This window comes from Collinsella tanakaei, assembly GCF_030373545.1.
Classification (GTDB): Bacteria; Actinomycetota; Coriobacteriia; order Coriobacteriales; family Coriobacteriaceae; genus Collinsella; species Collinsella tanakaei_C.
This window is the reverse complement of the sequence record NZ_JAUDCO010000005.1, coordinates 203595-216572: the sequence shown is the minus strand read 5'-3', so window position 1 is coordinate 216572 and position 12978 is coordinate 203595. Positions and strand designations below refer to the sequence as shown.

The 12978-nt window shown below is 64.2% G+C and carries 11 protein-coding genes; 1 reads left to right on the top strand and 10 read right to left on the bottom strand.

Annotated elements, in window-relative coordinates; all coding sequences use genetic code 11:
* Nucleotides 1–269 precede the first annotated feature (269 nt).
* The 10 genes from htpG to QUW00_RS06210 form a co-directional block, all read right to left on the bottom strand.
* On the bottom strand, nt 270–2303 hold the full coding sequence (gene htpG, locus QUW00_RS06255) for a molecular chaperone HtpG (RefSeq protein WP_289613520.1): 2034 nt from the start codon (nt 2301–2303) through the stop codon (nt 270–272).
* Between the two features lie 248 nt (nt 2304–2551).
* Nucleotides 2552–3046 carry a GNAT family N-acetyltransferase gene (locus tag QUW00_RS06250; protein ID WP_289613519.1) on the bottom strand — a complete coding sequence of 165 codons (495 nt, stop codon included), beginning with the start codon at nt 3044–3046 and terminating at the stop codon, nt 2552–2554.
* An 11-nt stretch (nt 3047–3057) separates the two neighbouring features.
* Entirely contained in the window at nt 3058–3711 is a 654-nt protein-coding gene (locus tag QUW00_RS06245) for a CpsB/CapC family capsule biosynthesis tyrosine phosphatase (RefSeq protein ID WP_289613518.1), read from the bottom strand.
* A gap of 15 nt (nt 3712–3726) precedes the next feature.
* A complete protein-coding gene (locus QUW00_RS06240; protein WP_289613517.1) occupies nt 3727–4488 on the bottom strand; it encodes a CpsD/CapB family tyrosine-protein kinase in 762 nt (253 codons plus the stop codon).
* Between the two features lie 3 nt (nt 4489–4491).
* The gene (locus tag QUW00_RS06235) at nt 4492–5154 is read right to left on the bottom strand and encodes a YveK family protein (RefSeq protein WP_289613516.1); all 663 of its coding nucleotides are present in this window, start codon (nt 5152–5154) and stop codon (nt 4492–4494) included.
* A 266-nt stretch (nt 5155–5420) separates the two neighbouring features.
* Entirely contained in the window at nt 5421–6863 is a 1443-nt protein-coding gene (locus QUW00_RS06230) for a sensor histidine kinase (protein ID WP_289613515.1), read from the bottom strand.
* Between the two features lie 31 nt (nt 6864–6894).
* Entirely contained in the window at nt 6895–7575 is a 681-nt protein-coding gene (locus QUW00_RS06225; protein WP_289613514.1) for a response regulator transcription factor, read from the bottom strand.
* Nucleotides 7576–7698: 123 nt separating this feature from the next.
* Nucleotides 7699–8487 carry a phosphate ABC transporter ATP-binding protein PstB gene (gene pstB, locus QUW00_RS06220; RefSeq protein WP_289613529.1) on the bottom strand — a complete coding sequence of 263 codons (789 nt, stop codon included), beginning with the start codon at nt 8485–8487 and terminating at the stop codon, nt 7699–7701.
* A 402-nt stretch (nt 8488–8889) separates the two neighbouring features.
* Entirely contained in the window at nt 8890–10248 is a 1359-nt protein-coding gene (locus QUW00_RS06215; protein ID WP_354003409.1) for a sensor histidine kinase, read from the bottom strand.
* 160 nt (nt 10249–10408) lie between these two features.
* A complete protein-coding gene (locus QUW00_RS06210; protein WP_289613513.1) occupies nt 10409–11107 on the bottom strand; it encodes a response regulator transcription factor in 699 nt (232 codons plus the stop codon).
* Between the two features lie 226 nt (nt 11108–11333).
* On the opposite strand from QUW00_RS06210, the gene QUW00_RS06205 reads away from it, so the two are divergent.
* On the top strand, nt 11334–12698 hold the full coding sequence (locus tag QUW00_RS06205) for a D-alanyl-D-alanine carboxypeptidase family protein (protein ID WP_289613512.1): 1365 nt from the start codon (nt 11334–11336) through the stop codon (nt 12696–12698).
* Nucleotides 12699–12978 lie beyond the last annotated feature (280 nt).

The following is a 12978-nucleotide window of genomic DNA, read 5'->3' as shown; positions in this document are numbered from 1 at the left end:
GGGCGGCCGCTGGGGGGGGCGCTGGGTGGGGCCGGCGTTCGTTCCATCCCATAGCCGGGCAGGCAGGCCCGGCAATGGGATGGAACGAACGCGTCCCCAACCATCCGCCACACAAGGCGGCCGCCAGGCCGCGCACACTTCATCCCAAGCCGCGAGCCCGCCCGGGACGCGGGGAGGCCCCGGTGTGTTCCCGTAGGGCGTTTCGCGAAGCGCACGCCCGAAGGGAACACACCGGGGCCTCCCACCAAGAAGTACCGGGTATAGCGAGCCTACATGAGGGAGCACACGCTCGCGGCGAATGCCACGGGATCCTCGGGCAGAATGCCCTCGACCAAAAGCGCCTGGTCGTACAGCAGACCCGCATAGCGCTTGACCTTCTCGTCGTCGCCGTCCTTCTGCGCCGCGACGAGCTTGGCGAACACCGGGTGCTTGGCGTTGAGCTCGAGCACGCGCTGCGACTTGGGCATGCCCTCCATGTCGCCCTCCGGACCGCGCTGCAGGACCTTCTCCATCTCAAGGGACAGCATGCCCTCGGTGGTGATGCACGCCGGGGACTCGTCCGCGCTCACCAGGCGAGCCGATACCGCAACCTTCTCGACCTTGTCGCCCAAGGCTTCCTTCATGGCGTCGAACAGGCCTTCGTTCTCCTTGGTCGCCTCCTCGGCGTCCTTCTTCTCGTCCTCGGTCGCCAGGTCCAAATCGCCAGAAGCCACGTTCTTGAGCTCCAGGTGACGGTCCTCGAGCTCGGGCTCGGCGCCGTCGGCCACCGCCTTCTCGGCGACCTCGCGCGCGGCGTCGTCCTCGTACACCTTGGGCAGATCGCGGGCAACGTACTCGCGCATGGACTGGAAGGTGAACTCGTCCACGTCGGCCGTGAGCAGCAGCACGTCGTAGCCGCGCGAAAGCACGCCGGTCACCACCGGCATCTTGGACAGGCGCTCGCGGTCGTCGCCGGCGGCATAGTAGATGGCCTTCTGGTCGGAGGGCATGGCCTTCGCGTATTCCGCGAGCGTGACCATCTTCTTCTCCTTGGCGCTCCAGAACAGCAGCAGGTCGGCCAGCTCGTCGGCCTTCATGCCATAGCTCGAATAGATGCCGTACTTGAGTCCGCGGCCGAAGTTCTCAAAGAACTTCTCGTACGTCTCGCGGTCGTTGTCGCGCATGTCGGCGAGCTCGCTCGTGATCTTCTTCTCCACACGGCGGGCGATGGCGCGCAGCTGGCGGTCGTGCTGCAGCGTCTCGCGCGAGATGTTGAGCGACACGTCGGCAGAATCGATCACACCGCGCACGAAGTTGTAGTAATCGGGCAGCAGATCAGCGCACTTTTCCATGATGAGGACGTTGGAGCTGTAGAGCGCCAGGCCCTTCTCGTAATCCTTGCTGTACAGGTCAAACGGCGCGCGACCGGGCACGAACAGCAGGGCGTCGTACTCGAGCGTGCCCTCGGCGTGGAAGCTGATCGTGCGCGCCGGGTCCTCGAAATCGTGGAACGTCGCCTTGTAGAACTCGTTGTAGTCGGACTGCTCCACGTCGGAGCTGCGCTTCTTCCAGATGGGCGTCATGGAGTTGATGGTCTCGAGCTCCTGGTAGTCCTCGTACTCGGGCTTGTAGTCCTCACCCGCGTCCTCGGGCTTGGGCTTCTGGCGGCTCTTGGTGACCAGCATCTGAATCGGGTAGCGCACGTAGTTGCTGTAGCGCTTGATGAGGTCCTGAAGGCCCCACTCGGAAAGGAAGCGATCGTAGTCGTCGCCCGCCTCGCCGTTGGCGTCGGCCTCGCTGTCGCGCAGCGTCAAGATCACATCGGTGCCGTGCTCAGCGCGCTCACCCGGCTCGATGGTATAGCCCTCGAGGCCATCGCTCTCCCAGACGTTCGCCTCGTCGGAGCCATAGGCGCGGCTCACGACGCGAACGTGCTTGGCCACCATGAAGGCGGAATAGAAGCCCACGCCAAACTGACCGATGATGTCCACCGCGTCGCCCTGGCTCTCGGCGTTTTCCGTCTTGAACTCCTGGCTGCCGGAGTGGGCGATGGTGCCCAGGTTCTTCTCGAGCTCGTCGGCCGTCATGCCGATGCCGTTATCGGAAATGGTCAGCGTGCGGGCGTCGCGGTCAAACGAAACGCGGATGGCGAGGTCCTCGTCGCCCAGCTTGACGCTCTCGTCCGACAGGCTCTTGAAGTTGAGCTTGTCCACGGCATCCGATGCATTGGAGATCAGCTCGCGCAGAAAGATCTCCTTGTTGGTGTAGATGGAGTTGATCATGAGGTCGAGCAGCTTTTTGCTCTCCGTCTTAAACTGGCGCATGGGCGTACGACTTCCTTCCTTGCTCCGATTTGCGCATGCCGGCAAACCGGATCTGCCATTTTTCAACAGTGACTATACTACCCACAACAGCGCTCATAAAACCTGAGCGCTAAAGACTTAGATTTATCTCCAGATAGCCGCCCCTCGGTCTTCGCTCTCGGGTCGAAGCGCGCTTCACGCAGCGCGTGTTCGTTTTCGCTGTCGTGGTCACGAACGATGCTGGGGTCCAAAAGGGCAGCGAACCGGGTCTACGAAAGGCGCTTGGCCATCCACAGGTGCGGTTGCCCCTCGTCCTCGTAGTCCACGTCGGAAATCTGGACATACCCCAGCTTGGCGTACAGATCGCGCACGTATTCCTGGGCGTGAAGCTTGCACACCTTGGCGCCCGCATCGCAAGCCGCCGTATCGCTCATCTGAACGATAGCCGTCGCAAGCCCACGACGCCTGAACTTGGGCAGGACCGCCACGCGCCCGAGCAGGTACACCTCGGACAGCTCAGCGCCTTCGTCGAGGGAGCACGCCGGCGGGCAGGGCGCATCGGGAGTCAAAGCGCGCTCGACGGAGGCAGGGAAGGCACGCGCGCACCCGGCGAGCTCGCCGTCAACATATAGGGTTATGTGCAGGCAGGAAGGATCGTCATCGATGGCATCGAACTCGTTTTCGTAGCCCTGCTCGTCCATAAAGACGCGGCGGCGGACCTCGAAGGCATCTTCACGCATGCCGACCTTGAGCTCGATGGCCATAGAACCCTCCCCTATACGCGCATATGCCGGCCGCGCACGGAGTATTTCTTCCGGGCCTCGGCAAGATAGCGGTAGTGCTCGGGCAGATGCGCATCGCTCGCGATGTAGGTGTACATCATCTTGTCGAACATCGCCTTGGCCGGGCGCTTTTCGCGGCCAAGCCTTCCGCCGGCGATGAAATCGGCAGACGCCTGCAGCTTGCAGCCCATGCGCATGAGATTCACCGCAACGTTGACGTCGTCCTGGATGGCGCGGTAGCGCTCGGGATGGGCGATGATCACCTCGTAGCCCCGGCCCTGCAGCTCGAAGATCGTGCGCTCGTACTCCTGAAACTCGAGCTTGCCGGCGTGCGTCGAAAGCTCGAGCAGAAACTCGTTGCTGCCATCGAAATGCAGGTAGTCGGCCCAATCCATGCCAAGATCCATGAGCTTGGCATGGTTGACCTCAAACCCCATCTGGAGCGGGAAGCCACCCGCGTGCGCCCGCAGCAGCTCGAAGGCATCCCACATGGCGTCGTAGTCAAAATAGGGGTCGCGGCAGTGGGGCGTGCAGACGATGCTCGTCACGCCGGCGGCCTTCGCCGCCTCGATCATGGCAAGGCTCTCCTGCAAGTCGGCAGCGCCGTCGTCAACCCCGGGCAGGATATGGCTGTGGATATCGCGCATCGAAGGCGTCGTCTTCTACTGGCGGGAGAAGCGGCTGCCCGTAGCCTGCACGGCAGGCGGCACGACTCCCTGGGCGGCACCGCGCGACGAGCCCTCCGAGGAACGGGCCTTCTTGCCGTCCTTGGTGTAGTAGGAGTAGTAGTACTCGCTCGTCTCGGTCTCGCAGTAGTTCATGACGGCGCCGATCACGTGCACCTCGGCGCGACGCAGCTGGTCGAAGGCGGCCGTGACCTCGGTGCGCTTGGCGAAGTTCTCGCGGACCACAAACAGCACGCCGTCGGACAGCTGTCCGACCTCGGCGGCATCGATGAAGGTGCCCACCGGCGGGGTGTCGAAGATCACGTACTGGAACGACGCGCGCAGACGCTCGACCAGACGCTTGAAACGGCGGGAGACGATGATGTCAGCCGGGTTGGGGATGTGCGGCTCGGAATCGAGGAAGTACAGGTTCTTCTGGCTCGTCTCGACCACGGCTTCCTCGAGCTTCATCTGCTCGGAGAGCACGGCGTACAGGCCGCCGCGCGAGCGCACGCCAATCATCTGGCCCATGGAGCGGCGACGCATGTCGCACTCCACCAGCACGACGCTCTTGCCGCTCGTGGCGATGGCCTGAGCAAGGTTCAGCGCCACGGTCGACTTGCCCTCGTTAGGGGTCGACGACGTGATCGTGATCACGCGGATGGGATCGTCCACGCTGGCAAAGCGAATGTTGGCCAGCAGGGTCTTGGCGGCGTTCTGGACAACGAGCTTGTCCGCGCCCATCTTCTTGCGAGCCATCGGTTACTTACCACCCTTCATAGCGGGGATGCGGCCGACCACGGGGATGCCGAGCAGCTCCTCGACGTCCTCGGAACTGCGGACGCGCGTGTCGAGCATGTCCATGAGCACCACGATCGCGACGGCCATGAACAGGCCGGCGAGCAGGGCGACAGCGACGTAGAGCGGGCGGTTGGGACCGCTGGGGGCGTCGGGAGAGACAGCCTCGTCGATGACGTTGATGCTGTCGGCCACCTGGACATCCTGCGCGACGATGGAGACCTGGCGGGCCATCTCGTTGGCGACGTCGGCCACGCCCTCGGCATTGGGGCCGGTCACGGACAGGGTGACCACACGGGTCGTCGTCTCGCTCGCGACGCTCACGTCGTAGGCGGAAAGGTCCTCAAGGCCGAGCGCAGCGGCGGTGTCCTTCTCCACGCGATCGCTCTCCAGCAGGCGCGCGACGTCGTTTGCGAGCAGCTGGCTGGCGGTCAGATCGGTGTAGTTGGCGCCCTGAGACTGGGACTCGCTCGTGTTGGCCAAGATGTACATGCTGGTCTCGGCGGTGTAGGTATTGCGCATCAGCGCAAAGCTCGCGACCGCCATGGCGAACGCGCACACGAGCGGCAACACGATTACCAGCTGCAGATGCTTCTTGAGCAGCTGGAACAGTTCTAGCAGAGTCATCGAGCGAGCCTTCCCTCTCGTCGTGTTTGTACCGGAGCCGTCGGAGCCCCATCATGGCGCCACAATCCAACCGAACGGCGATTGCACGCCGGCGATGTGCGCCCCTATTCGTCCAACACGTTATCTTAACGCATCAACATCGGGTTCAGGGGAACCGCAGGCACACGTTGGCATCTTCACCAATTTCCAATGGTCAGAGCACGGGCGGCACGCGACGGCGATCATCCCGTCGGAGGGGTGTCGCCGGAGCCCGCAGGCGCGCAGACCTACACCGTCCCCTGCTCCGGCTGCGCCTCCTGCACCGAAACGGTGTCTGCCGGGAAGCGCACGGTGATGGTCGTCCCCTCCCCCAGGGTGCTATCGACCGCGATGGTCGCGTTGTGGAACACCGCTGCGTGCTTGACGATCGCCAGGCCCAGACCTGTGCCTCCACGCGCCTTGGACCGGCTCTTGTCCACGCGGTAAAAGCGCTCGAACACCTTGTCCTGCTCCTCGGGAGCGATGCCGATGCCCGTGTCCTCCACGCTGATAAAAGGCGCCCCGTCCTCGGTGCCGCACCGCATGGTGACCGAACCCGCCGGCTTATTGTAGCGAATCGCGTTGCTGGCGAGGTTGTACACGAGCTCGTCGAGCAGCCGCGGCACACCGAGCACGATGGCGGGGGCGGTCTTCACGGCAAGCGTGATGCCGTTGACGTCGGCCACGGTCTCCAGGCGGTGATAGACGGTGTCGAGTGTGCGCGGCAGATCAACCGGCTCGCGCGACCCGAGCACGCTCTCGGATGCGGAGGCGTCGTCGTCGCGCTCGGCCTCGTCCAGGTTGGACAGGGTGAGGATATCGTTGACGAGCGCCGTCAGGCGGCCCGCCTCGTTGTAGATCCGATGGGCGAAGTCGCGCTTGTCCTCCTCGTCGGAAACCATGCCGCTCGAGATGAGCTCGGCATAGCCCGAGATGGCCGTCAGCGGGGTCTTGAGCTCGTGCGTGATGTTGGCGGTGAACTCGCGGCGCATGCGGTCGTTGTCGGCAAGTACGCGCACCTGCCGTTTGAGCTCCTGGCGCTGCGTCTCGATGCGCTCAAGCATGGGGATCATCTCCGTGTAGGCGTTCTCGACGTTGCGGATAGGATGGTCGAGGTCGACGTCACGCAGCGGCGCAATGATGGCGCGCGACTCGCGCCGGGCGACCACGAAGGACACGACGGCGCCGAACGCCGCGAGAACGGCGAGCGGCGGAAGCATGTTGAACAGAATGGACAGGTAGCCCGCTTGCTCCTGGGACAGGCGCACGACGGTTCCGTTGTCGAGCCGCACCGCCTCGTAGAGCATGACCTCGCCGAGTGTCGAGCTCGCGCGCTCGGAGTCGCCGCGGCCGGTCTCATACGCCTCGACCACCTCGGGACGGTCCGCGTGGTTGGGCATGTCCTCGACATCGGCCTCGGTGTCGTACAGCACCGAGCCGTCGGTATCGATCAGCGTGATGCGTGTGTTGGACAGATTCAGGTTGCGCAGGATGAACTTGTCATCGGGCATGCTGTTGAGCGCGGCGCACACGACGTTTGCCTGGCTGTCGAGCTCCTCGTGGGCAAGCGCCACCAGGCGCCCCTGCACATAGGCGGTGCCGGCAAACGAGAAGACCGCCACCATGACCATGGCGGCGGCGAAGACCGTGGCGAACACACGGCGCGAAAGCGAGCGATGTGCCGTGTTCATCAGGCGCGTCCCATCCGGTTAGGCATAGCCCCTAAGACTCCTGCCCGGCAAACCGGTACCCCACGCCGCGCACGGTCTCGATGCACGAGGCGTGGTCACCAAGCTTTTGGCGCAGGGTCTGCACGTGCACGTCGACCGTGCGCGAGCCGCCGTCGAAGTCCCAGCCCCAGACGCTTTGAAGCAGCGTCTCGCGCGAGAACACGATGCCCGGCTTGCGCATGAGGTACTCAAGCAGGTCGAACTCGCGCAGCGTGAGCTTGATCTCGTTGCCGTCCACCGTGACGCGCCGGTGGCTGGGCGACAGGACGATGCCGTCGGCGGACAGCACGTCGCTCACCTGCTTGACCATGCCGCCGCGACGCAGCAGCGCACGGCAGCGGCTCGTGAGCTCCATGAGCGAGAACGGTTTGGTGAGGTAGTCGTCGGCGCCGCCGTCGAGCGCGACGACCTTGTCGAGCTCGGTATCCTTGGCGGTGAGCATCATGATGGGGACTGTTGCGGTCTCGGGCATGGCGCGCAAGCGGCGCATGATCTCGAGGCCGTCGGTGTCGGGGAGCATGATGTCGAGGAGCACGGCATCGGGAACGCGGCGCGCAACGGCGGCCTTGAACTCGCTGTCGCACGAGAATCCCTCCGCCTCGATACCCTGCTGGCGCAGGGCATACAGCGTCAGGCCCCGGATGTTGTCGTCGTCCTCAACGTAATAGATCATCGCGCTCCGCCTTCCGTGCAGTTACCTCCATCTTACCCTGTCGTCCGCGTCACGGGGAGAACAGTCCCCGTTTTGCCGAGCGTTGCGTCGCAGGCCGCGACGCGCGGCACGCATCGGCGGGTATCAGCCGAAGCGGCCGGTCAGGTAATCGGCCGTGCGGCTGTCCTTGGGGTTGGTGAACAGCTCGCCGGTCGGCGCGTGCTCGACAAGCTCGCCGAGCAGGAAGTAGGCCACCGAATCCGAGATACGCGACGCCTGCTGCATGTTGTGCGTCACGACCACCAGGGTGTAGTCGCGCTTGAGCTCCATGCACAGCTGCTCGACCTGGACCGTCGAGATGGGGTCGAGCGCGGAGGTCGGCTCGTCCATAAGCAGGACCTGCGGCTTCACCGCGATGGCGCGGGCGATGCACAGGCGCTGCTGCTGGCCGCCGGAAAGCCCCAGGCCGGACTGCTTGAGCTTGTCTTTGACCTCGTCCCATAGGCCCGCACCCGTCAACGACTCCTCGACGATCTGCTCGAGCTCGCTGCGGTTCTTGATGCCAAGACCGCGCGGCCCGTACGCCACGTTATCGAAGATGCTCATGGGGAAGGGATTGGGGCGCTGGAACACCATGCCCACCTGCTGGCGCAGGCGCGTCACGTTGTAGTCCTGGTAGATGTCCTCGCCGTCCAGGGTGATCGTGCCCTCGATGCGACAGTCCTTGACCATGTCGTTCATGCGGTTCAGGCAGCGCAGCAGGGTGGACTTGCCGCAGCCGGACGGACCGATGAACGAGGTGATCTCGCGGTCGCGGATGTCGATCGAGACGTCCTTCAGGGCCTGGTGGTCGCCGTAGTACAGGTCGAGATGCTCGACGGACATGCGCACCGGGCGCTCGGGCGCCGGCTCCTGCTGGGGCAAAACGCCCATTTCGCGGTTGTGCGCGTCTTTCACGGCCTCCGCGATCGCGTCGGCCGTCGATGCCGCCATGCTCTCATGCTCCGTGTCGTTCACCCGATACCTCCTCAGGCACGCTGTCATAGCTCGCTTAACGATACGAGCTGCGTTTCATGCGGCCGAAAAGGTATTGTCAGGGAAATGTAAAGGCCCGGCTTGAGCGGGCGGTCTTCCGGCGCGGTGGCCGCGGGCGATCCTCCGGCGGGCGCGGTGGCGGCCAGGCGTTAAAACACCCTAGGGATTATTTTACATGGCGTGTGTAGAAACACACGCCATGTAAAATAATCCCTAGGGTGTTTTAACGCCTGGCCGCCACCGCGCCGGGGGTACCACCGCACGGGTCCTCTGAACCGGGTTGAAACCAGTTTGAACAGCCTACTCCGGCAGGGTGATGGTAAAGACCGTGTGCTCGGGCGTCGACTCACAGGCGATCTGTCCACCGTGCGCGACCACAATTTCCTTGGCAATCGCAAGGCCGAGCCCCGCACCACCTCGGTTGGTGGTACGCGCCGCGTCGAGACGATAGAACTTCTCGAAAATCACCTTGAGCTTGGGCTCCGGAATGGGGTCTCCCCTGTTCTCGAATCGAATGACAACCGAGGCGTCGACGCGCTCAGCGCTGATGCGAATGGCCGAGCCCTCGTAGCTGTAGGCGATAGCGTTCTTCATGATGTTGTTGAACACGCGCGCCATCTTGTCGCCATCGACAAGCACCGTCAGCCCGTTGGGGACGTCGATATCGGCGGTCTTGTCCTGCTCGGCGAGCGTCGGGTAAAACTCGTCGACCACCTGCGCGAGCATAAGGTTCAGATCCACGTAGCCGCGCGTCAACACGATGTCATGGAAATCGAAGCGCGTGATGTCGAAGAACTCCTCGATGAGCGCGTCGAGGCGGTGCGCCTTGTCGAGCGCCACGCCGGTGAACCGCACGCGCTGCTCGACGGGCAGATCGGGAGCCTCGTGCAGCAAGGAGAGGTAGCCCACCACGCTCGCGAGCGGCGTTTTCAGGTCGTGCGCCAGGTAGGTGACAAGGTCGTCCTTTCGGCCCGACTCGTCGCGCAGCGCCTGCTCGGCTGCGCGCTGTTGGTCGCGCACGCGGTTGAGCGCGCCCTCGACCTCGGGATAGTCGCCATCGACGGTACCCCAATCGTCGGGCCGGTCGATCAGGCGCTCTATCATGTGCTCGGCCACCGCATGGTCCGCCTCGATCTGACCGCGCTCGCGACCGTATTGGTACAGCAGACGGCCGATGAGAAACACGCCGCACACGGCGATTGCGGCCAAAAATCCGCAGAACATGAACAGATAGTCTATGCCGAACGCCACGGCGTAGCCGACACGGTTCGCGACAAGCATGCCGACGGTGAGGATGACCAGCCACGGTATGCCGCCGAGCGTGATGACGCGGCGCGCGTTGCAGAAACGGTCGAGCAGGATATAGCCCACAAACAGCACGACGATGAACAGCAGGAAGCTGTCGAGGCCGATCACCGCGAAATCGAGCATGACCAAGACGATCGTCGCGAGCACGCGGTTGTCGAGCACGGCGAGCAGCGTGTCGTACATGGAGAACAGTCGGGCGGACCCGGCGTCGAGCGCCTGCGGCGAGCCCTCGGATGCCGACGCGGATGCGACGGAGGCGTTGGCGGAGACGGGCGCCACCGCCGATGCGGCCGCGCGCTGCGCATCGGTAGGCGTACGGCCGTATCCCACCGCCCCGGTCACAGACGGCACAGGCTGGGATTCAGGACCAGCTGCACCTTGACTCGGCGCGGCATAGGATGGCTGTGCCGACACGTTCGGATGGGGGTCCCACACCGTGCCCCCGGCTACGTTCGGCAGTCCGGTCGCCGGATTCACGGGGGCATGATCCGCACGACGACCGCGGTACTCGCTATCCCTCAATCGTGTACCCCACTCCCCAGATGTTCTTGATGAAGCGCGGGTTGCTCGCGTCATCGCCTATCTTCTCGCGCAGGTGACGGATGTGGACCATGACGGTGTTGGACGAGCTCGCCATGAACTCCTCGCCCCACACGGAGCGAAACAGGTCCTCGACCGATACGACCTTTCCGCGGTGCTCCACCAGATACAGCAGAATCGAGTACTCGAGCGGCGTGCAGCGCACCGGCTTCTCATCGACCGTCACCGTGCGGGCGTCCCGGTTGATCACGAGCCCGTCGACCGACAGCTCGGCGGTGTCCTCGTCCTGCGCGCGCGTCCCGTAGCTGGTGTAGCGGCGCAGCTGGGCCTTGCAGCGCGCCACGAGCTCCAGCGGGCGGAACGGCTTGACCACGTAATCGTCGGCGCCCATGGAAAGGCCCTCGATCTTGTCGGCCTGGGAACCGCGCGCGGTCAGCATGATGACCGGATAGGTGTGCTCCGCGCGGATGGTGCGCAGCAGTTCGAAGCCGTCGATGTCGGGCAGCATGACATCGAGGACGGCAAGGTCAAAATCCTGTTCGAGAATCGCCTTGGCGGCATCGGCCCCGTTATAGGCCAACGTCACCTGGTAGCCCTCGTTTTGCAGATATATGCCCACCAGATCGGTGATGGCTTTTTCGTCGTCGACGACGAGGATATGCGTATCCATCGGGCCTCCTTCCGACACCCCTCCATTATGCCCAAGCTGCACGCCTGCCACCGTTTCGCCACGCGAGCTTAAGTCGCGCTTAAGCTCGCGTGGCGGCGGCGCGACGAAAAGGAATTGAACCGCCGGTAAATCCGCACGATTCCGCCGCCGACATAGGTATACTTGCCATACCGAAACCATTCATGAATCCGTAAGCCTTGCAGCGAGTCCATCGAAAGAGATAACCATGAGCAGACTTCACACTTCCCGTGCCCTTCCGCGCCGCGCCGCCTACCTCGCGGCTTGCATCGCGCTCGGCGCCAGCGTCGCATGCTTCCCCGCGACCGCGCTTGCCAGCCAGCCCGATACCGACATCATCTGCGGCGCGCCCGAGTCCGAGCGCCAGGACGCCGCCGAGGACCGCCCGGACATCTCGGCGCGCAACGCCATCGTGGTCGGGCAGGACGGCACGGTCTACTACGAGCGCGATGCCGACAAGCAGGTGAAGATCGCCTCGATCACCAAGGTCATGACCGCCATCGTGGCCCTTGAGAACGCCGATCTCGACGATGAGGTCGTCGTCGATCACGAGGCCGCCACCGTGGGCCAGTCCTCTGCCGATCTGCGCGAGGGCGACGTGCTCACCATGGAGGAGGCGCTGCGCGCTCTGCTCATCCCGTCGGGCAACGACGCCGGCATGGCGATCGCAAGCACCGTGGGCGCGATAATCGACCCGAAGAGCGACGACCCGTATGCCGTCTTCATCCAGGCGATGAACGACAAGGCGGCCGAGCTCGGCATGGACAGCAAGTTCACCAACCCCCACGGCCTTGACTTCGACGGCTGGGAGGGCGACATGCACTCGTCCGCGCGCGACGTGGCGACCATGTTCGCCTACGCCATGAAAAACGACACCTTCCGCTCCCTCACCGCAAGCGATGAGAACGTGATCGAGGTGACCGGCGCCGACGGCGAGGAGCGCAGCATCGCCATGATCGAGCGCAACACGATCCTGGGCAAGGAAGGCAACATCGGCGGCAAGACCGGCGGCACCTACGATGCGCTCCAGTGCTTCGTGGGTGCGTTCTCGCGCGAGAACGGCGGCGAGGTCTACACCGTTGTGCTGGGATGCGACGGCGACAAGGAGCGTTTCGCCGACACGCTGACGCTTGCCAACTGGTACTACGACCATGTCGTCGCCTACCCCGTCACCACCTCCACCGTCACCGCGATGAACGGCGCTCCCCTGGTCGCCCGCGTTCCGCATGCGGACTGGACCGATAAGGACGTCGACGTCACCGTCGTCGACCCGGAGGCGACCGTCCCGGTGTTCAGCCTTGCCGGCGATGTCGAGCAGGACATCCAGGTCGACACCGTTTCGGGCAACGTGACCGAGGGACAGAAGCTCGGCACCCTCACGCTCACGCAGGACGGGCGCGAGATCGCCTCTGTCGAGCTCGTCAGTGCCGAGAACCAAAACGCTCCCGACCCGGTGAGCTGGGTGCTCGTGCAGATCGACCGCCTGGTGCGCCTGGTCACGGGCGACCCGGCCGATACGGACACCGAGATCGTCAGCGAGCCCGTTGCGGTAACGGAGCTCGACGCTGCGTAAGCCGCACCCGAAGCCCCGCACCCGATACTTCAGCAACACGCAAGCGGCCCGGATGGGATTCTGACATCCCATCCGGGCCGTTTTTGCTGTCTTGGGTGGCTTCCAAACGCGTCGCGCCGCAAACGAAACCGCCCACGCAACCAAAACCCCGTTTAGGGGACGGTTTTGGTGGGGCCTTCCGAGTAGACGGCGTCTGCACCCCATAAAACCTGCAGGTAGGCGCGGTGCTCAACTTCGGCCTACTCAGGAGGTACCCACAAAACCGTCCCCTAAACGGGGG

Excerpts from the sequence above, each read along its gene's own strand:
- htpG (WP_289613520.1), bottom strand. The coding sequence starts at position 2,303 with ATGCGCCAGTTTAAGACGGAGAGCAAAAAGCTGCTCGACCTCATGATC.
- QUW00_RS06250 (WP_289613519.1), bottom strand. The coding sequence starts at position 3,046 with ATGGCCATCGAGCTCAAGGTCGGCATGCGTGAAGATGCCTTCGAGGTC.
- QUW00_RS06245 (WP_289613518.1), bottom strand. The coding sequence starts at position 3,711 with ATGCGCGATATCCACAGCCATATCCTGCCCGGGGTTGACGACGGCGCT.
- QUW00_RS06240 (WP_289613517.1), bottom strand. The coding sequence starts at position 4,488 with ATGGCTCGCAAGAAGATGGGCGCGGACAAGCTCGTTGTCCAGAACGCC.
- QUW00_RS06235 (WP_289613516.1), bottom strand. The coding sequence starts at position 5,154 with ATGACTCTGCTAGAACTGTTCCAGCTGCTCAAGAAGCATCTGCAGCTG.
- QUW00_RS06230 (WP_289613515.1), bottom strand. The coding sequence starts at position 6,863 with ATGAACACGGCACATCGCTCGCTTTCGCGCCGTGTGTTCGCCACGGTC.
- QUW00_RS06225 (WP_289613514.1), bottom strand. The coding sequence starts at position 7,575 with ATGATCTATTACGTTGAGGACGACGACAACATCCGGGGCCTGACGCTG.
- pstB (WP_289613529.1), bottom strand. The coding sequence starts at position 8,487 with ATGGGCGTTTTGCCCCAGCAGGAGCCGGCGCCCGAGCGCCCGGTGCGC.
- QUW00_RS06210 (WP_289613513.1), bottom strand. The coding sequence starts at position 11,107 with ATGGATACGCATATCCTCGTCGTCGACGACGAAAAAGCCATCACCGAT.
- QUW00_RS06205 (WP_289613512.1), top strand. The coding sequence starts at position 11,334 with ATGAGCAGACTTCACACTTCCCGTGCCCTTCCGCGCCGCGCCGCCTAC.